This window comes from Thermomicrobium sp. (assembly GCF_053493975.1).
This window is the reverse complement of the sequence record NZ_JBRBZA010000044.1, coordinates 1-18420: the sequence shown is the minus strand read 5'-3', so window position 1 is coordinate 18420 and position 18420 is coordinate 1. Positions and strand designations below refer to the sequence as shown.

Sequence of the window (18420 nt, the reverse complement as noted above, 5' to 3'; positions counted from 1 at the left end):
ACCTGCCAGTTGCGCCCCGACGTAAGCCACGACGCGTTCGGCTGGGAACAGGCCCCACGCTGCCAGTGCGAACGTCACCGCTGGGTTGACGTGTCCGCCGCTGATCGGTCCCGCCAAGCCAACGGCGATGCTCACCGCGATTGCCGAGCCGACTGCGATGCTGAGCCAGCTCCCACCCGCACCGTGTGACCGCGCGAGCCGCGCGGTCGCGACTGTTCCGTCTGTCAAGAGGACGAGCAGCAGTGTCCCTAAGAACTCGGCGGTGAGTTCTCGCACCCGACACCTCCTCTGGATGCGCCAGACGCAACCGTTCCCTCGCACCGATCGGGGGAGGTTAAAGAATGCTCACTCGGGATGCATGAACGTATTATGAAGAGGCAAGAGCCCGAGATGGGAGTCAGCACGCGACAGCCACGGCACAGCGTCGCTCCTGTCGGGAACGAAGAGGAAGCGTGCGCTGCAGAGCGATCGACACGAACTTTCCTCTTCTTCAGGACGCAACCGACGCGCGAGGGATCGAGTCGGCTTACCCCAGTCTTCCGCAGGGGAAGCGCCTATGGACCCCTCGGGAGAGGCTCACCCTGTTCCGGCTCGCACACCTGATTCTGCTTTCATGCAGCAATGCTTGTCGTGTTGCGCGCAGTCGTCATTATCAAGAGGAATGGACGCTTCGACGACGATGCGCGGTACCGAGTCGCGCGGGTACACGTTGACGCGAACCTTGAGTGCGGTGAGAAGGTTGCGTCGTTCCTCGTAGTCGAGTGTGTCGAGTCGTCCGCGGAGCGCGTGTATCCATCGAGTCACGTCCAGTAGTCGTTCGCGCCATGCTCGTTGCAGTTCCCGTTGTCGCTCCAGTTCCACTCGCTCGCGTTCCAATTTCTCCCTCTGGCTCTGCAGGCGCTCGATCTCGCGAACAACCAACTGAACGACCCGCTCGTCCCGTATCTGAGCCAAGTTGTAGACGAGATTCTGTTCCTGCTCCATCGTTTGCTGAATCGCTCGCTCGAGCAAGCGCAGTTCGTCCTCGTTGGACGCGCACTCGTTCAACGCTTGCTCGAGCGCGGATACGAGCACGTCTTCCCGCTCGATAGCCCTCACGAGTTGCTGCCACACGGCGGAATCGAGCGCGTCTCGGGAAATCCAGTTCGAAACGCACTGCCCGTCACGCGTGCGATAGCAGTAGTAGTAGGCACGATACTTGTCGCGGCACCGACGCGTGGTCGTCGTGAGCACGCCACCGCAAAGTCCACATCGAGCGAAACCGCCGCGCAAAAGAAAGAGTTCGGGTTGCTTGCTCGCACGCGGAGCCATCTGCTGGTTCTGACGAGCGCGCTCTTGTACGGCAACAAACAACTCCGGAGAAACGATCTGCGGATAGACCCCGTCGGGCAACGGAACCGACCAGTCGTCGGGAACGGTCGTCCGATACCATTTCCCGTTGTCTCGACGCTCCGTCTTGTAACGATAACTCTCGCCTTTTCCGGTATATCGTTCCTCGCGCAAGAGATACCGAATCGTCGAGCGACTCCAACGGGACTTGCCCATCGGACTCGGTACGCCTCGTTCGTTGAGTTCCCTCATCAACTTCTCGATTGTCGCACCAGCGGCAGCTCGCTCGAAGATGTAGCGCACGATCGCCGCTTCCTCAGGCACTTCGACGAAACGACCTTCTTCTTCGACCCATTGGAGACCGTACGGAGCCTTCGGCCCGATGATCGGCTTCCCGCTCACTGCGCGCGCCCGACGCCCTCGTTGAGTCCGTTCGGCCAACTTCTCACGCTCGACTTCCGCGGCGAACGCTCGCGCCAAAGCCAAGAAGCGACCGACGGGCGAATCCTCGACTGGATCGAGTACCGAACACAGTTGGACAGCGTGCTCGCGGAACTCCTCGAGCAACACCGCCAGATGGACTTGGTCGCGACTCAGTCGATCTAGACTGTGGACGATGACGACGTCGATCGCGCGATCGCGCACGAGTCGCCGAAGTTCGCTCAGACGAGGACGACCCCGATAGATCGACCCCGTCGCCACATCGGTATAGACACCGATCACCTCGAGGCCGTGCTCCGCGGCATAGCGTCGACAGGCCTCTTCTTGTGTCGGCAAGCTGTAGCGGTCTTCTTCAGATTGACGATGACTAGAGACGCGCAGATAGATTGCTGCCTTGGGTCGTGCTACGCTCATAGAGGAACCTCCCGGTTCTCGGCGCTCCGCGTTGAACAATCCCCGTCGGCGCGGAGCGCCTTGTCGTCGTACCTCGTTCCGACAGATGCGCGGGTTTGCCAGACCATAGCACGGCGAAGAACATTTCTCCTGTCTCTCCACAGACGCAAACGAACCTCACCCTCACGTCCGTGATGGCGTTACGACGTCCCCTCCTTCACCAAAGAGAAGCCAACCAGGATCGACGTCGAGTGCCGCAGCCAACATCCGAATCGTGCGCGGGTGTGGCGCCTTGCGCACACCCGACTCGATCCGCGCGATGGTGATCGGTGACACACCGCTGCGCTGTCCTAACTCTGCTTGGGACAGTGACCGCCGCAATCGTATGTAACGGAGTCGTTCGCCTAGTGTCTTTATCCTGTCCCCTTCGTGTCCAATGAATACCCGACTCGCTAGAGATTCGACAACAGCGGATCGCTGGCCTATCGGTTATGACAGCCGATAGGCATCGGTAAGCAACGAAGGACACCGATGCCCCGCAGCCCCCACAGCAGCCCGCCTCCGTAAGCGACGTTGTCGTCCTAACGACCGACACGTCAAGAGGGGGTCGTCATGGACGTGAATGCACACAAGCGACTTGTTGTGGAGACTACGAGCTTCTACGCCCGACGCGGGTACGACGGTGTCTCCCTGCTGTTTGTTGCTCGCTTTGCCATGGAGGACGGTTGGATCGATCGCATGGCCAGGGTTGCATCGGAGTTGTTCCAGCAATGTCGTGCACCTACTCAGGATGCAGCGGAGCAACTCGGTCAACCGGCAGCGGCACTCGACAAGTTGAACGGCACGGCGGCATGAACGCGCGACAAGGCTGACGGGTTTACCGTCGCACCATTGCTGGGCGAAACACTGACACACCCACGCCATGAAGGAAGATAAGCCATGAAGATTGTCACGCTAGAGCACCACCCCATCATGCTCCAAATCGATTCGTAAGAGGCGTACCGGCTCGCACGAACACTACAGTGCGTCCCGAACCGAGACTCCTATGACGAAACGAGTTGTCTGAGAATCGTCGCCAGCCTGCTTGGAGGAAGTTGCGCTCATCGCGGGGCTACCACTTAGCGTGCACGATCCCGAGCGCCGAGCGTCTGAAACCCCAGGCTCCCTGCAGCGGCCGACTCCTGGATCCACTCCCCATTTTGGATCAGGTCCAGTCGGCAGCTCTGTGAGCAGTCGATCCACCCCCAAGCGGGCCGGAATGCTCGAGGGCGTCCGGCCCACTCTCCTAGTTGGCTTGTGGGAGGAGCACCGCAAAGTTGCGGTCGAGGTCTACCCCGTGACCCGGCCTGCACTTCACGGCGGCCCGCGAAAATCGAACGTTTTTTGCCAATCCCGACCGATCGTCGTTAAGGACTGCCCCAACTAGCGGGAACGTCGCCAAACGAGCGTCCTGCGCTGGCCGCCGGTATACACGCACTGGATATGCAGAACTCAGCACGATACTCGGTTAGCTATCACGACCGTGACACATCTTGCCGAGTCATCCGGCACCCAAGGTAGTTTTGTGAGTTTTCGTCTCTCGTATCCACTGTGCGAAGGAACGAGCGGGCACCGTGCTGTCTGTTTTTGACACCGCTGTCGCCCAACGTACAGAAGGATTAGCCGAATCGTTGCGTGGTATAATCCGGAGCGTGCAACACGTCAACGTCGCGATCAGCCGGCATCCGGCATGCCTCTGCAATGGCGGGAGGATGTCTATGGCCTTGATCTACGACGGCGGCCTGCCAGACTCTGCGCTAATGCCAGGAGATCGAGTGGCTGTAAGGATCAGCGGTAACGCTCTAGAAGTGAAAAAGACCTTCGTGGGCATTACCTACTTTACCTACTATATCCTACTTAGTTCCTTGATTGGTATTGAGCAACCGAGCCCGGAAAGACTACTCATCCACTGAGTAAGCGTTCTTGGGTCACACATGACCTTGCGCTTGAGGGAGGATGTAAAGCGGAACCAAGAGCCAAGCGACGTCGCGAAGCTCCGGGATCAGCTAGCGCCGCACATCAGGCGCAGGTTCGAACCTGATGTACTCACGCCTGATTTCCGGCCTTTATTCCTGAAATGGTTGCGCGGGTTATATGATCTGCAGTGTCGGGGTGCCCGACCGAATTCCAGCCAGAACTAGCCAAGACTGGCGAAAAACGTCGGGTCGACCAAAAAAACACCGAATTTCGAACGGAGACGACGACAGGTGGCGCGCGGGTTCAGACCCCTTGCACGCCGAACTTTTGACCGGCCTATCCCCTTGTAGAGTGTCCAGTCGCGCTGCGTGCGTGCACGACGTGGTGACACGCGCGACAGAGTGGCACCAGATTGGTCACGTCGTTCGTCCCGCCACGAGACAAGGGCACGACGTGGTGCACCTCGGTCGCTGGCGCGCCGCACCTCGCGCAGTGCGGCGATTGCGCGAGCACCAGCTTGCGGGAGCGATCGTAGGTCGCATCGTAGCCGCGAGTTTGACGCGAGCCGCGTCGACGAGAGTATGCGCGTTTCCACTCTCGCTCCAACGCTTCTCCCGCGGCGAGATGTTCGACGCAATAACGCTCTCGCGTGAGTCGCATGCAGCCCGGATAGGCACAGGCGCGTGGCAGTTTCATCGTCACTCCCTCGATTGCGTTTGTTCGAGCCGATCGTCGATCGCGTCGACGTCGATGCCGTTTAAGATCGCTAGCAGTCGCTTTTCGGCTCGTCGACAACAGCGCCACCCGGTGGTGTAGCTGCGCCCCTGCCCCAACGCCCACAGCGAGATGCGCACCGACCGCGACGATTGCCAGTACGCGGGGTCGAAGTAGGTCGCGCGGAGCGCCTCGAAGAGCTCTTCGTTCTCCTCGCGCAACCGCTGCATGGCGAGCTCGATGTCCGCTAGCAGTTCAGCGGCTGCGAAGGCGAACGGTGGTGCTCGTCGTTTCCGTTTGCGTCGACGAGGCAGGTCACTCGAACCGGGATGAACCGAGAGGAGCAGTTCGGGGAGGTGCTCCAGAACCCAACGCAGTTGGGACATAGTCCAACTCGGCTCAGATGTCATCGCTCGACTCCCCTATCAATCGTAACAATCGCTGACAGAGACCAGCGACATCGACGCGACGCGCGAGGTCAGCTCGTTGCACTCGTCGGAGCGTCTCCAGTTCGCGAATCCGTCGCTCGAGTCGTTGTCGCTCTTCTCGTCGTTCCCAGCGACGAGCAATCGCTCCGGTCGGGTCGACTTCATTTTCGCGCGCCCAACGCCAGAACATCGCCTGTCGCGCGCGATACCAGTGTTGAAGTTCGTCTTCGATCCGATCGAATGAACTCACTGTCGCTCGCTCCATCGGTCACTCTGTTTCGCTCGAACAGAGCGCAAACTGGTTGCGCACCGCGGCCGACACGTCTCGCGTCGACACGGAGCGCGCCCTCGCTCGTGCACTACGGCCCTTGCGTGATCGAGACGATTCGCCCTCGTCGCCCAATTGTCGGTCGTCGCGTGCGTCCGACCAGCAGACCCTCGTGTGCGTTCCCGACGCTGCTCGTCCATTCGACCTTGCGCCCCAGCGCTCGTTTCGGGATAGGCGAGCAGACGATGGACTCGCCTATCCCGATCAACTCGACTCAGCGCGCCTGTTTCTCGAATTCGACGAGCTCTTCCATCCACAGATCGAATCGCGAACGATTCAAATAGCCTTGTCCCCTTTCGGTGACGAACTCCGCTCGCCACAGACTAGGCCACTCCGGAGGAACCCCGTACGGGAGCGACTTGTAGAAGGTGTAGAACGCCTCGTGCGCCTCAGCCGCCTCGCGAAGCTTTTCCGCAAAGGCTTTCGCGTACGCGAGGTATGTCGGTCGCACTGCTCGCAAATAGTGACGATAGTTTTCGGGCTCGAGCTCTTTCCGGATCTTCTCCTCCAGGTCGCGGCGAGTTCGCTCCAGCCTCTCCAAACGTCGCGGCAACGACTCGTATTCGTCTTCTGTTGCCGCGAGCTCGCGACGCACTCGCGCGAGTTCGTCACCGATGTCCTCGCCAACGAGCGCTGCTACCTCTAGCTCTATTTCGCGCTCGCGTAATTCCTGAATTCGTCGCAGCAGTCCGTTCTTTCGTTCGTCGGCTGCACGGAGTTCAGCGACGATCTCGTTCAGGCGTTTCCGAGCCATCGTCAATTGCGGAAGTTCCTCGTACACGACTTCACGCGCGTTGCCGCGCCCGAACAGCGTTCGTCTCGTCACAGCGCCCCCCTTTGTCCCTCAATTCGCTCGGCGTCATTGCGCAATTCGCTGGCCGGACTCTTGCGGTGCTTGCTACGAGCCCACTCTCGCCCGACCAAACGCAAGCGGTTTTGACGAAGTCGGGCGAGACGCAGTCGCCACAACCTCTCCCACAGCGCGTCGCGCAACTCCTCTAGTCGTTGTCTGTCGCGGTTGTCGGTGGTGAACTGCGACATCCCATACTCGATCAAGTTCTCTTCTCCTTCCCACGCGTTCGACCGGGCGCGAATCACTCGGAGATCGCTCGTCGAGCCGACACGCGTCGAGCGAGGTGGCCCGCGATCGCGCCCACGCGTGGTCGTGCGAGTCACGAAGAACAATCGATGCCTCATGACTCGCCCTCCCGCTTCGCGAGGAAAACTTCGACCCACCCGTGTAACTCATCACCGGTCGTGTCACGCAGTCGCACGACTCCGCGTCTGGCTAGCTCGCTGATCGCGACACGGACTTGCTCAGGCGCGAAGGACAACGCGCTTTCGATTTCGTAGAGACGCGCCGCGCGTCGCATGCGTTGCGCGAGATACCGCTCGATGTTGACTGCGACGTTTCCCCCAAATGCTCCAGATTTACTGTCAGTACCGTCAGTACCGTCAGATTGCGCGTCGGGACGCGGATTTTGTCCTGACAGCAAACCTGACAGTAACGGATCGATACCGTCAGGACCGTGGCGGATACCGTCAGATCGCTCGCCCTGCTGCGGGTCTCCGTCTGACAGTAACGCGTCGGTACTGACAGTAACGACGCGGTTACTGTCAGGAGAAAATCGCGATGGCGACGAGGCTTCTGACAGTACTGACGGTACCGACGGTATCCGCGGGGCATCTTCGGGAGTGGGCTCGATAGGTCGGCGCTCGATGCACCAGAGGCGTTCGCCGGCGCTGCCGCGCTCTTCGCGGATGACGACGCTCGTCGCGAGCAAGACTGGTCGGATCTCGCGGAGTCGTCGCGCGAGCCACACGGGAGTCCGCGGCCACGCCTTGGACCCGAGGAGTCGCAGTTCTTCGGCCACCGGGGCGAGTTCGCCGAGCAACTCCGTGGCGGTACCCCGCCAACTCGTTCGCTGCTCGATCCAGCGCAGGAGCGCCTGCCCGACTGGACTCCCTTCGATCGCCGCTCGCTGCTGCTCGCCGACGACCACGCTCCAGTCGGACTCGAATTGCGCGGCACCCCAACCCGCTGCCTCGTAGATCGCAGCCGCCCACTTCCCCCAGTCAGCCAACCGCGGAAGGCGACGCAGTCGCACGCTCGCGCGCACGCGCAGAGCCGCCGACAAGAGCGTCGCGAGCGCACCGAGCCAGGTCGCGTGTCGTCTCGCGAAGAGCTCCCAGATCGCTTCTTCCTCGCGACGCTCTTCGTCCGGGATCCGGTCGAGCGGCACGGGAAGCAGACGGTCGTTGAAGTCGGCTCGATCGGCCGGGGGATTGATGCCGTTCAGCAAGATGGCGCGCTTGAACTCGAAGACGACATCCTCGTCGTCGCTGTACAGTCGTCGCTTCGAGTCCCCCTCGCCGGTCACTGCTCAACACAGCGTGTCGATGGCCCACTCCGAAATCGAGCCCAGATTGTCGAGCTGGGCGATCTGGCAGTGGGCCAGCTTCTGGATGATTTCCCGAGCGTCCAGCCGGATCGACTCCGGCTTGGCGGGGTCGAGGAGTCGCTTGATGATGCGCTGGCGCAGCGTCTTTCCTGACCCCATGTCCCCGACAAAAAGCAAGATCGGTCGCGCGACGTGGGGCAACCACGCGAGCGCGAGCCAAGCGATCAACAGGCGTCGCAACCGCTCGTCGCGCGGGCCGACCAGCTCGAGCAGTTCCTCGAGCGCAGCGGGGTCGCCTGCGACGGGATCGGGCAACTCCTGTAGGGTCGGATACACACGAAACAGGACAGGTGCCTCGCCCAAGACGCGCCACCCCTGCGCGTCGACCGCGAGATAGCGACCTGGCCCGAGCCAAACCCACAACGTCTGCGACTCTGCTTCCCACGCACTCCGCACGTGAAGCTCGACGCGCTCCCCCTCGTGCAACGCCAGCGCTTCGAGCGTTCCGGCTGCGACTTGCAGTGCCTCGGAAGTGATCCCTCGCCCCTCGGCCTCCCACATCAAACGTCGCAGCCAAGGGTAAGCGCCGCGAGGGAGCGCGAGCGACGTGCCGTCCACGACAGCGTGCGGCGCACCGTATTGGTCCACGATCAGTCGCGGTCGCGCAGCGAGTGCATAGGCGATCAGTCGATCAGCTTGCGAGCGTCGCTCGCGCTCGGGTGTCCGCGTGACCGGCCGCTCAGGGGCAAGCGGTTCCCGCTCACTGTTTTCGCTCGCGCTCGTCGCGGTACCGCAGACTGGGCACGTGTCTCCATCGAAGACGACGAGGCAGATCGGGCAGATCACGCCGCCACCCCCTCCCGCGACCGAGCGCGCAGCCGCAACTCTTCGTCGATCCGCTGCAGCCGTTCCTCGAACCACGCGCGCTGCCAGTCGCGCTGCGCATTGGGGGTGGCCAAGTACCACGAGATGATCAGCAGTTCCCGTCGGATCTGCCAATCCGGTAAAGAGCGAAGGTCTGCGTGGCGACGTCGCAACCACGCCGCCTCGTTAAGCGCGCTCGGTCGGAGACTGTTCGCCGCAGTTGCGAACAGTTTGTCGAGCGGAGTCGATGCGTCCAGGGTATACTCTTTTGCGCGCCCGACGATTCGCGACCAGTTGCGATCGCGTCCCGACTCGACACGAGGAGGGGTGCGGTCGCTCATTGGGCGCCCCCTTCCTCGCCAGCAGGCAACTCCGGCGGGTACGCGAGAATGGAACGCCAGAAGCCGCGCCACGCCGCAAGTTGTTCGGGGGAGAGCTCATGCGCAGGGACGAGTCGAATCGTGACGTACAGACTCTCCTGCGCGGCTTGTCGACGCGCACGCGCTGATGCTCAAGCTGCGCGTCGTGCAGCTGTGAGACGATCATCACGAACCATAACGGCAACCCGCCCAAGCCGCGAACCTGTCGCGCAGGGAGTAGTCGCCGATGGTTCGGTTCTTGCGTTGTTCCGACTCGCTGCCGGTCACCCCGGCATCACTTAAAGTGTACGTACACCGCGCACGTACGTCAAGCCCGTGTGCGCACGCGATCCTCGACGTCGATCCAGAGCTCGAGTTCGAGCAAGTCCGGGTCGAGAATGCTTTGGTGTCCGTGGGCGCAAAATACCGTTGTCGGCAGAGGACACCCGCCGATGACGACCTTCTCTTCCGGCGCGAGCTCAGGTTCGAAGGGTTTCTGCCCGTTCAAACGTATGCATCGCGAATTGATTCTCCGGAAAGGGTTCGACTCTCTCCGATGCGTCGTGCCGTATCGTCGACAACGACGACCTGGGCGCCACGCGTCCAGCGTCTCGTCGTAGATCAGTTCTGTGCTCAGATGAAACGCGCGTCGCGGGATGCCGCCGTACTCGAGGTCCTTGACGATGCCGATGAGGAAGCCGCAGCCCTTGACGCTGCAGATCACTCGACCGTTGCGCGTGACGTGCGCGGGTCTCATTGCTCACCTCCTCGTCGTTTCGGGTCGATTGCGAACTGCACCTTTAGTGTCGACTGCGCGCAGCAATGCTTGTACTTTTTCCCACTTCCGCACGGGCAGGGGTCGTTCCGCCCCACCTTCTGCTTCTTGCGTGCTGGACCCGCACCGTCACCACCGCGGTTCGGCGTCCCGACCTGCATGACCGGCCGCTGCAGTGCCGGTGCCAACTGGACGCGGTAGATCAGTCGAGCCACGTCGTACTCGATGTTTTCCAGCAGCTGCTGGAACATCCGGTAGCCTTCACGCTTGTACACGACGAGCGGGTCGAGCTGACCATAGGCCTGCAACCCGACTTCGTGACGCATGTGCTCCATCTCGGTCAGGTGCTCGACCCAGAGCCGATCCATCACTTGCAAGAGCACCAGCCGCTCGATCACTCGCATCGTCTCGGGGCCGAACTCTTGCTCGCGTCGCTCGTAGCGAGCCAGTGCCCGCTCCCAGAGCAACTCGACGAGCTCGTCCTCGTCTCGCTCTTCGAGATCGCGCGGTGTCAACCCATCCGGGTCACCCACGATGCCAGCGAAGGCACGGAGGACCGACTCCGGATCTGGCTCGTCCGCCGACTCGAACGCTTGTTTGACCGCCTTCTCGAGCTGCCGCCGCACCATGCCGAGCACGTGCTCGCGCATGTTCTCGCCCATGACGATCTTGCGGCGGTCACCGTAGATCACCTCGCGGTGCTTGTTGATGACGCTGTCGTACTCGACGAGGTGCTTGCGGAGATCGAAGTGGTACCCCTCGATCTTCTTCTGCGCTTCCTCGATCATGCGGCTGACCAGCGGGCTCTCGATCGGATGCTCGTCGTCCATCCCGAGCTTCTCGAGCAGCCCCTGGATCCGCTCCGTACCGACTCGCTTGAGCAGTTCATCTTCGAGCGAGACATAGAAACGGCTCGAACCGGGGTCACCCTGGCGTCCAGCACGCCCGCGCAACTGGTTATCGATCCGACGAGCTTCGTGACGCTCGGTACCGATCACGTGCAGTCCACCGAGCTCGGCGACACCGGGGCCGAGCACGATATCGGTCCCACGACCAGCCATGTTCGTCGCGATCGTCACTGCGCCGCGTTGCCCAGCCTTGGCGACGATCAGCGCCTCGCGCTCGTGATGCTTGGCATTCAGGACCTCGTGTGGAATCCCCTTGCGCTTGAGGAGCTCGCTCAGGTACTCGCTCTTCTCGATCGACGTCGTGCCGACCAGCACCGGACGGCCGATCGCGTGCATCTCCTCGATCTCGCGCACCACCGCGCGGAACTTGCCTTCCTCGGTCCGGTAGATCACGTCCGGGTAATCGACGCGAATCATCGGCTTGTGCGTGGGAATGACCACAACCTCGAGGTTGTAGATCGTCTGGAACTCCTCGGCCTCGGTCGCCGCCGTACCGGTCATCCCGGCGAGCTTCTCGTACATCCGGAAGTAGTTCTGGTAGGTGATCGTCGCTTGCGTGACTGTCTCCTGCCGGACCCGCAAGCCCTCCTTGGCCTCGATCGCCTGGTGCAATCCCTCGCTGTAGCGGCGGCCCGGCATCATGCGGCCGGTGAACTCATCGACGATGATGACTTCACCGTCGCGCACGATGTAGTCTCGGTCACGCAGGTAGAGTTCCTTCGCTTTCAGTGCCTGCTCGAGATAGTGCACCGCATCCGAATAGCGATCGTCGTAGAGGCTATGCCCCTCCGGAATCCCTAACAACCGCTCCACCCGATCGATGCCAGCCTCGGTGAGCGTGACCGTCCGGTACTTGAAATCGACCGTGTAATGGACGTCGCGGCGGAGCTGACGAGCAATCTGCGCGAACTGGTAGTACCGGTCGACCGTCTCGCGCGCTGGACCGGAGATGATGAGCGGCGTCCGCGCCTCGTCGATCAAGATGTTGTCCACTTCATCGACGATGGCATAGGAGAGTTCGCGCTGGACGATATCTTCCGGCCGATAGACCAGGTTGTCGCGCAAGTAGTCGAAGCCGAACTCGTGATTCGTTCCATAGGTGATGTCAGCCAGGTACGCCTCCCGCCGGCTGACCGGTCGCCAGTGGTTGAGTCGGTCATCCGGGCTCGGGTCCGGCTGCGTATAGCTCGGATCGTAGATGCCCGAGAACTCGTGCGCGATCACCCCAACCGTGAGCCCGAGGAAGTGATAGATCGGGCCCATCCAGCCACCACCCACGCGCGAGAGATAGTCGTTCGGCGTGACGAGGTGACAACCTCGACCCAAAAGAGCGTTCAAGTACAGCGGCAGGGTCGCAACGAGAGTCTTCCCTTCACCAGTCTTCATCTCGGCGATCTTGCCTTCGTGCAGCACGATGCCAGCCATCAGCTGGACATCGAAATGCCGCATCCCCAGCGTTCGCCGAGCAGCCTCACGGACGGTCGCGAACGCCTCGACCAAAATGTCGTCGAGTGTCTCGCCGTCTTGCAGGCGCGCCTTGAACTCGTCGGTCTTGGCCCGCAGCTCGGCATCGCTCATCCGCTGGAACTCGGGCTCCAGCGCATTGATCTCGTCGACGATCCGGCGCAAGCGCTTGAGTTCGCGCTCGTTCGTGTCGCCGAAGATCTTTTTCAGCACGTTGCGCATCGACACGTCTCCCACGATCGGACTGGGCGGATGCATTGACTGCACCCGTACCCGTCAAGTCTACTCCTCAGCCGAGAGCACTGACGAAGGCCACCGACGAACTGGACGCAGGGAGGAAGGAAGCGCGCGATGACCGAGAGTCGATCCGTCCTCGATCACCTGCTTCCGCTGGCTCATCGCAGCGAACTCATCGTCGCCGCTTTGGCCACCCACCTCGCCTTCAACGTCGTGGCTGCACTGGCCTTCCGGCTGGCGGCACAGAGCAACAGCTGGTTGCCGTTCCTTCTCTGGCAAGTGGTCGGCAATCTCGCCGGGTTCCTCACCGTCTTGGCTCTGACGGTCCTCCTCCGTTTCGTTCCGTTATCGGTCGCTTATCCGATCACGACCGGTCTCTCGGTCATCGCGGTGCAGGTGATCGCTGCGCGGCTCTTGCTCCACGAACCGCTTCCACTGCGTGTCTGGTTCGGGACGATCCTCATCGTCCTCGGTATCCTGTTCGTGAGGGCACGGATCTGAGCTCATGGGTACGGCGCAGAGATGCCAGCGATCATCGCCGTTCGCCGAGCGGGTCTACGCCATCGTCCGGCGTATCCCGCCGGGCCGCGTCACGACCTATGGGCGTATCGCTCGTGCGGCCGGGCTCACTCGATCGGCACGAATGGTCGGTTGGCTTCTCCATGAGGCCCCACCCGATGTCGCGGCCGTCGCGCACCGGGTCGTGAACCGCAACGGTGAACTCACTGGCGGTTGGGCCTGGGGACACCCGAGCGTGATGCGGGCGCTTTTGGAAGAAGAGGGAGTCACATTCATCGACGAATATCGTGTCGATCTCTCGCGTCACCTCTGGGAACCACCCCTCGATCTCACGGGCGACGAAGGGTGAGCGCACCACCCGTGAGGCCAGGTATCGCTCGCGGCCGGCTCGGGCTCAACCTCCACCGACGAAATGGACGACCTCGAGCACGTCCCCGTCGCGGAGTTCGCAGTCCTCGTACCGCTCGCGCGGTACGATCTCACCATTGTGCTCCACCGCGACCAGTCGCGGATCCAGTCCGCGCAAACGGAGGAGATCGGCGATCGTCCGCACGCCGTCCAGTTCGACACGCTTGCCGTTCAACGTCAGCCGGATCGTCATGCTCCTCCCACCTTGTCCAAGGCTGCGCGAAACGCGTGCACCGCAGCGACCGGATCCGGGGCCGCCAAGATACCGCGGACGATTGCCACACCATGCGCCCCCGTTGCCACAATTGCCGGTACCCGCTCGGGCGTGATCCCACCGATCGCGATCACCGGGCAGGGTACCGCTCGCGTCACCGCCTGGAGCGCCTCGGGGCCGGCTGCCGCCCGACCGGGCTTGCTCGCCGTCTCGAAAACGTTCCCGAAGAGCAGGAAGTCTGCTCCCGCCTGCGCGGCTCGTTCGGCTGCCGTCACGCTGTGTACCGAGCACCCGACCAGACGGCCACGCCCCAGGAGGCGTCGCGCGCCCTCAGGCGGAAGACCACGCTCGGGAAGCTGCACGCCGTCCGCTTCGCTCAGGAGCGCGACATCGATCCGGTCGTTCACCAGCAACACGGCTGGCGGCATGACCAAGCGGCGAGCTTCCTGAGCTACCGCGAGCAGGTCGCCCGCCGCACGGTCGGGCGCCCGCAGGTGCACAGCGTCGACGCCGGCAGCGACCAGCACTGGGAGCAAGTCCAGCAGGCGATCGAAGGGACAAACCTCGGGATCGGTCACCAGGTGGAGCTGCGGCACACGCATCGCTCACGCACTCCGCGCAGCGAGCGCTCGATCGACCACCGCGCGGAGCTGCCGTGCAGCCTCGCGGACGTTCTCGGCACCGACGACCGCCGAGATCACCGCGACACCGACCGCACCAGCACGGATCACTGCAGCGGCGTTCGCAGCCGTGATGCCACCGATCCCGACCACCGGAATGCCGACCGCCCCAGCGATCTGCGCCAGGTGCTCGAGTCCGACTGCTGGACCAGCGTCCGGCTTGGTGGTGGTCGGATAGACCGGTCCGACGCCCAGGTAGTCGGCACCAGCTGCCTCGGCTTCCAATGCCTGTTCCAGCGTCTCCGGCGAAAAGCCGACGACCATCGACTCGGCGACCAGTTTCCGCGTCTCCGGAACCGGTAGGTCGCTCACACCGACGTGGACGCCGTCGGCCTCGAGAGCGAGTGCGAGGTCGACACGGTCATTGACGACAAACAGGACGCCAGCCTCGCGGCAGAGCGCCCGCAACGCGCGTCCGATTTGGAGTGCCTCGCTCAGCGGCCCGGTCTTCCAGCGCAGTTGGAGCGCTGTCGCCCCGCCCGCGATCGCCTCCCGCGCGATCTCGATGTCCGAGCGCCCGCGGGCGAGTGCGCGATCGGTGATCACGTAGAGACGCAGCGCCTCGTGGAGACGTGCCCCTCGCCAGACCGTCACGCGAGACCTCCTAACGGACAACACCCTCGAGCGGAGAACTCGCTGACGCGTACGGCTTCTTCGGGATCCGGCCAGCCAGGTAGCAGAGCCGCCCGGCCTCGATCGCGAGGCGCATCGCTCGTGCCATCTTCACCGGATCACCAGCCTGCGCGATCGCCGTATTGATGAGACAGGCATCGGCTCCCAGTTCCATCGCCAGTGCAGCATCCGACGGCGCACCGATACCCGCATCGACGATCACCGGAACGCTCGCCTGCTCGACGATGATCTGGATCCACCGAAAGTCCGGCAGCCCCTGACCGGAGCCGATCGGCGAGGCGAGCGGCATCACCGTCGCGCACCCGATCTCCTCGAGCTGCTTGGCCAGGACTGGATCCTGGTTGATGTACGGCAGGACGACGAATCCTTCTTTGACGAGCACCTTCGCTGCCTCGAGCGTCCCGATCGGATCCGGCAAGAGATACTTCGGGTCTGGAATCACTTCCAGCTTGACCCAGTTGGAAAGACCCATCGCCCGCGCCAGCCGGGCCACGCGGATCGCTTCTTCGGCGGTGCGGCAGCCGGCCGTATTGGGGAGAATCTGATACTTGGTCCAGTCGATCACCTCGAGAATGCTTCGGCTCTTCGGGTCGTCGAAATCGATGCGGCGGAGTGCGACCGTCACCATCTCGCAGCCCGAGGCCTCGAGCGCTGCCAGCATCTCTTCGTTCGAGCGCCACTTCCCCGTACCGAGGATGAGACGCGAGCGAAACTCGCGATCGGCGATCTTGAGCGGCTCGTCCTCGATCATCGTCCAGGCGCGTTCTGGAGTTTCAGCCATCCCGCACCTCCTGTGTTTCCGGCACCGGTACCCACCAGGCATGGAAGTGATGGACCGGTGAGCGCCCCCGGCCGATCGCAAAGGCAGCCTCCAGCGCACGGTGGAGATACTGCTTGGCCTCCCAGACCGCTGTCGGAACGTCGAAACCGCGGGCCAGGAAAGCCGCGATCGCCGTGGAGAAGGTGCAGCCGGTCCCATGCGTGTGCGGTGTCTCGACGCGCGGCAGCACGAAGCGCTCGAACGACTGCCCGTCGAACAGGAGATCGACGACTTGTTCCCCCGGCACGTGCCCACCCTTGAGTACGACATAGCGGGGGCCGAAAGCATGGATGGCACGTGCCGCCTCGCGCATGTCGGCCTCGTTGCGGACTGGTCGGCCGCAGAGCACTTCGGCTTCTGGAGCATTGGGAGTCACGATGTACGCGAGTGGTAGGAGGAGATCACGCAAAGCGGCGACAGCATCCTCACGGAGCAAGCGGTCTCCGCTCTTGGCGACCATCACCGGATCGACGACTAGCCGCTCGATGCGGTGCTGACGCACTCCGGCCGCGACCGTCTCGATGATGGCAGCCGAGCTCAACATACCGGTCTTGGCGGCATCGGCGCCGATGTCCTCCATGACTGCGTCGAGTTGCGCTGCCACGATGTCCGTCGGGATCTCGTGCACTGCCGTCACCCCGACCGTATTCTGCGCCGTGATCGCCGTGATCACCGTCGAACCATAGACGCCGAGCGCGCTGAAGGTCTTCAGGTCTGCCTGGATGCCGGCACCGGCACCCGAATCGGACCCCGCGATCGTGAGAGCCTTCGGAACTCGCATCGACATCGCCACCTCCCGTCTCTCGTCGCGTCACAGGACGAGGCGGCGGAAAAACGATCCGCCGACCCGACGGGGCGGCGGGTGGTGGAAGAGCTGAGGAGCGGTGCCGTCCCTGCGCTGGTATTACCCAGATCAGGTTCGGAGGGTTGGTCGACCGAGCGTCGACCTCTCAGCGCTTCCGCGCACCCCTGGCACCCGTTGTGCCGAGCATAACATGAGCGAGTCGCACGGACAACCATCAGCGCTCGGCCTGGCGCGGATCGAAGGCATCGCACACGCGACCGAGCACCCCCCTCTCCGGAACGCCCGCGAAGCACGTCTTTCGCTCCGCAGCGGAGGAGCGTACGCGCTCGACCAGACGCCATCCTTGCGGCGCGTTTCCTCGATCGAAGACCGAAGTCAGCACGTGCAGTCGGAAATGCCGTTAAGGATGGGTAGCCCCAGCAGGTGCTGACTCACCATGCGAAAAGGGGCTAGATCAGCCTTTATACTTCCGCGCAAAACCTGGCGCAGAGCGGGCTGGCGAGAGGCGAAGAGGGTAGGGAGACGATGGACGATCAGCGCCGACTTCACTTGCGATTCGCAACCCGTGCCGTCCACGCCGGCGAGCGTCCGAACCCTCGTGACTTCATCCCCACCACGACCCCGATCTATCCAGCCTCGACCTTCCTCTACCCGAGCATCGAGCAGATGGACGCAGCACTCGGCGGTGCTGTTGGAGTCTTCGTGTATGGACGCTACGGCAACCCGACGACGGAAGCACTCGAGATAGCGGTAGCGTCTCTGGAAGAGCAGGAAGCAGCGCTCGCTTTTGCCTCCGGAATGGCCGCCCTGCACGCCACGATCCTCTCCTGCGTCGAGGCTGGGGATCGCATCGTCGCCTCGCGCGATCTGTATGGTCAGACCATCACTCTCCTCCGCACGATCTTCGGATCGCTCGGGGTACGGATCGAGTTCGTCGATGTCCTCGATCTCGATCGAGTGGAAGCTGCGCTGCGTCGCGGTGGAGTGCGGTTGCTTCTCTGCGAGACGATCTCCAACCCGCTGCTCCGCGTCACCGACCTTCCCAGCCTCGCGGAACTCGCCCACCGCTACGGCACTCGGCTGGCGGTCGACAACACCTTCGCCACACCCTATCTCGTGCGTCCCGGGGCGCTCGGCGCCGATTACGTGATCCACAGCGCGACCAAGTATCTCAGTGGACATGGCGATGTGACCGCGGGGATCGTCGCCACGACAGCCGATCGCCGCTGGGAACTCAACGAGATCAACAAGACGATCGGCAGCATCCTCGGTCCGTTCGAGGCCTTCCTGGTTCTCCGCGGACTCAAGACATTACCGCTCCGCATGCACCGTCAATGCGAGAACGCCAGTCGGATCGCTCGCTGGCTCGCTGAACATCCGCTGATCGAGCGCGTCCATTTTCCGGGACTGCCCTCTCATCCGAGTCACCAGACGGCTGTCCGTCTCCTCCCGCCAGGACTCTTCGGCGCCATCGTGTCGTTCGAAATCCGCGACGGGACACGCGAACGCGTGACGGCGTTCCTCGAACGCTTGCAACTCATCCTGCCGGCGACGACGCTGGGTGACGTCTACTCTGAAATCCTCTATCCCGTCATGGCCTCGCATCGCGGCCTTTCACCAGAAGAGCGCCAGGCGATGGGTATCAGCGACGGGCTCGTCCGGCTCTCGGTCGGTATCGAGGATCCCGAGGACATCATCGCCGATCTGGAACAGGCACTGGCAACCCTCGCCTGAATCGTGCGA

21 protein-coding genes and 1 riboswitch are annotated in these 18420 nt (G+C 62.8%); of the genes, 4 read left to right on the top strand and 17 right to left on the bottom strand.

Annotation, left to right across the window (positions count from 1 at the left end):
• The 3 genes from ACWIVK_RS07975 to ACWIVK_RS07965 all read right to left on the bottom strand — a co-directional run.
• A partial coding sequence (locus ACWIVK_RS07975) for an aquaporin (protein WP_448576115.1) occupies window positions 1-276 on the bottom strand: 276 nt, incomplete at its 3' end.
• A gap of 300 nt (window positions 277-576) precedes the next feature.
• Window positions 577-2184 (bottom strand): recombinase family protein, encoded by a 1608-nt coding sequence (locus tag ACWIVK_RS07970; protein ID WP_448576114.1) that lies wholly within the window; start codon window positions 2182-2184, stop codon window positions 577-579.
• Between the two features lie 162 nt (window positions 2185-2346).
• On the bottom strand, window positions 2347-2580 hold the full coding sequence (locus ACWIVK_RS07965; protein ID WP_448576117.1) for a helix-turn-helix domain-containing protein: 234 nt from the start codon (window positions 2578-2580) through the stop codon (window positions 2347-2349).
• Window positions 2581-2775: 195 nt separating this feature from the next.
• Between ACWIVK_RS07965 and ACWIVK_RS07960 the strand changes: the two genes are divergently transcribed.
• Window positions 2776-3018, top strand: a complete 243-nt coding sequence (locus ACWIVK_RS07960; protein ID WP_448576113.1) for a hypothetical protein — start codon at window positions 2776-2778, stop codon at window positions 3016-3018.
• 1437 nt (window positions 3019-4455) lie between these two features.
• Here the strand turns inward: ACWIVK_RS07960 and ACWIVK_RS07955 are convergent.
• The 9 genes from ACWIVK_RS07955 to secA all read right to left on the bottom strand — a co-directional run bounded on the left by ACWIVK_RS07955 (window position 4456) and on the right by secA (window position 12583).
• Window positions 4456-4779, bottom strand: coding sequence for an HNH endonuclease (locus tag ACWIVK_RS07955; RefSeq protein WP_448576116.1), 324 nt, complete (start codon window positions 4777-4779; stop codon window positions 4456-4458).
• A 38-nt stretch (window positions 4780-4817) separates the two neighbouring features.
• Window positions 4818-5243 carry a hypothetical protein gene (locus ACWIVK_RS07950; protein ID WP_448576112.1) on the bottom strand — a complete coding sequence of 142 codons (426 nt, stop codon included), beginning with the start codon at window positions 5241-5243 and terminating at the stop codon, window positions 4818-4820.
• Window positions 5233-5526, bottom strand: a complete 294-nt coding sequence (locus ACWIVK_RS07945) for a hypothetical protein (RefSeq protein WP_448576111.1) — start codon at window positions 5524-5526, stop codon at window positions 5233-5235. Before ACWIVK_RS07945 ends, ACWIVK_RS07950 begins: the two co-directional genes overlap by 11 nt.
• A gap of 277 nt (window positions 5527-5803) precedes the next feature.
• Complete coding sequence (locus ACWIVK_RS07940) at window positions 5804-6415, bottom strand: hypothetical protein (RefSeq protein WP_448576110.1); 612 nt, start codon at window positions 6413-6415, stop codon at window positions 5804-5806.
• Window positions 6412-6786 (bottom strand): hypothetical protein, encoded by a 375-nt coding sequence (locus tag ACWIVK_RS07935; RefSeq protein ID WP_448576109.1) that lies wholly within the window; start codon window positions 6784-6786, stop codon window positions 6412-6414. The genes ACWIVK_RS07940 and ACWIVK_RS07935 overlap by 4 nt, the downstream gene beginning before the upstream one ends.
• Window positions 6783-7970 (bottom strand): hypothetical protein, encoded by a 1188-nt coding sequence (locus ACWIVK_RS07930; RefSeq protein WP_448576108.1) that lies wholly within the window; start codon window positions 7968-7970, stop codon window positions 6783-6785. The genes ACWIVK_RS07935 and ACWIVK_RS07930 overlap by 4 nt, the downstream gene beginning before the upstream one ends.
• A 3-nt stretch (window positions 7971-7973) precedes the next feature.
• Entirely contained in the window at window positions 7974-8837 is an 864-nt protein-coding gene (locus tag ACWIVK_RS07925) for a hypothetical protein (RefSeq protein WP_448576107.1), read from the bottom strand.
• Window positions 8834-9196, bottom strand: coding sequence for a hypothetical protein (locus ACWIVK_RS07920; RefSeq protein ID WP_448576106.1), 363 nt, complete (start codon window positions 9194-9196; stop codon window positions 8834-8836). The genes ACWIVK_RS07925 and ACWIVK_RS07920 overlap by 4 nt, the downstream gene beginning before the upstream one ends.
• Before the next feature lie 771 nt (window positions 9197-9967).
• Window positions 9968-12583, bottom strand: coding sequence for a preprotein translocase subunit SecA (gene secA / locus ACWIVK_RS07915; RefSeq protein WP_448576105.1), 2616 nt, complete (start codon window positions 12581-12583; stop codon window positions 9968-9970).
• A gap of 129 nt (window positions 12584-12712) precedes the next feature.
• On the opposite strand from secA, the gene ACWIVK_RS07910 reads away from it, so the two are divergent.
• Window positions 12713-13099 carry an SMR family transporter gene (locus tag ACWIVK_RS07910; RefSeq protein ID WP_448576104.1) on the top strand — a complete coding sequence of 129 codons (387 nt, stop codon included), beginning with the start codon at window positions 12713-12715 and terminating at the stop codon, window positions 13097-13099.
• 4 nt (window positions 13100-13103) lie between these two features.
• Window positions 13104-13466, top strand: a complete 363-nt coding sequence (locus tag ACWIVK_RS07905) for an MGMT family protein (RefSeq protein ID WP_448576103.1) — start codon at window positions 13104-13106, stop codon at window positions 13464-13466.
• 45 nt (window positions 13467-13511) lie between these two features.
• On the opposite strand, the gene thiS is transcribed toward ACWIVK_RS07905, so the two are convergent.
• The 5 genes from thiS to thiD are packed head-to-tail and all read right to left on the bottom strand — an operon-like array spanning window position 13512 to window position 16659.
• Window positions 13512-13718 (bottom strand): sulfur carrier protein ThiS, encoded by a 207-nt coding sequence (gene thiS / locus ACWIVK_RS07900; RefSeq protein ID WP_448576102.1) that lies wholly within the window; start codon window positions 13716-13718, stop codon window positions 13512-13514.
• Window positions 13715-14341 carry a thiamine phosphate synthase gene (gene thiE / locus ACWIVK_RS07895; RefSeq protein ID WP_448576101.1) on the bottom strand — a complete coding sequence of 209 codons (627 nt, stop codon included), beginning with the start codon at window positions 14339-14341 and terminating at the stop codon, window positions 13715-13717. Before thiE (ACWIVK_RS07895) ends, thiS begins: the two co-directional genes overlap by 4 nt.
• 3 nt (window positions 14342-14344) lie before the next feature.
• Entirely contained in the window at window positions 14345-15013 is a 669-nt protein-coding gene (gene thiE / locus ACWIVK_RS07890; protein ID WP_448576100.1) for a thiamine phosphate synthase, read from the bottom strand.
• A 10-nt stretch (window positions 15014-15023) separates the two neighbouring features.
• Window positions 15024-15833 carry a thiazole synthase gene (locus tag ACWIVK_RS07885; protein WP_448576099.1) on the bottom strand — a complete coding sequence of 270 codons (810 nt, stop codon included), beginning with the start codon at window positions 15831-15833 and terminating at the stop codon, window positions 15024-15026.
• Window positions 15826-16659, bottom strand: coding sequence for a bifunctional hydroxymethylpyrimidine kinase/phosphomethylpyrimidine kinase (thiD, locus tag ACWIVK_RS07880; RefSeq protein ID WP_448576098.1), 834 nt, complete (start codon window positions 16657-16659; stop codon window positions 15826-15828). The genes ACWIVK_RS07885 and thiD overlap by 8 nt, the downstream gene beginning before the upstream one ends.
• A gap of 85 nt (window positions 16660-16744) precedes the next feature.
• A riboswitch (TPP riboswitch) is annotated at window positions 16745-16853 on the bottom strand.
• A gap of 349 nt (window positions 16854-17202) precedes the next feature.
• On the opposite strand from thiD, the gene ACWIVK_RS07875 reads away from it, so the two are divergent.
• On the top strand, window positions 17203-18411 hold the full coding sequence (locus ACWIVK_RS07875; RefSeq protein WP_448576097.1) for a trans-sulfuration enzyme family protein: 1209 nt from the start codon (window positions 17203-17205) through the stop codon (window positions 18409-18411).
• Window positions 18412-18420 lie beyond the last annotated feature (9 nt).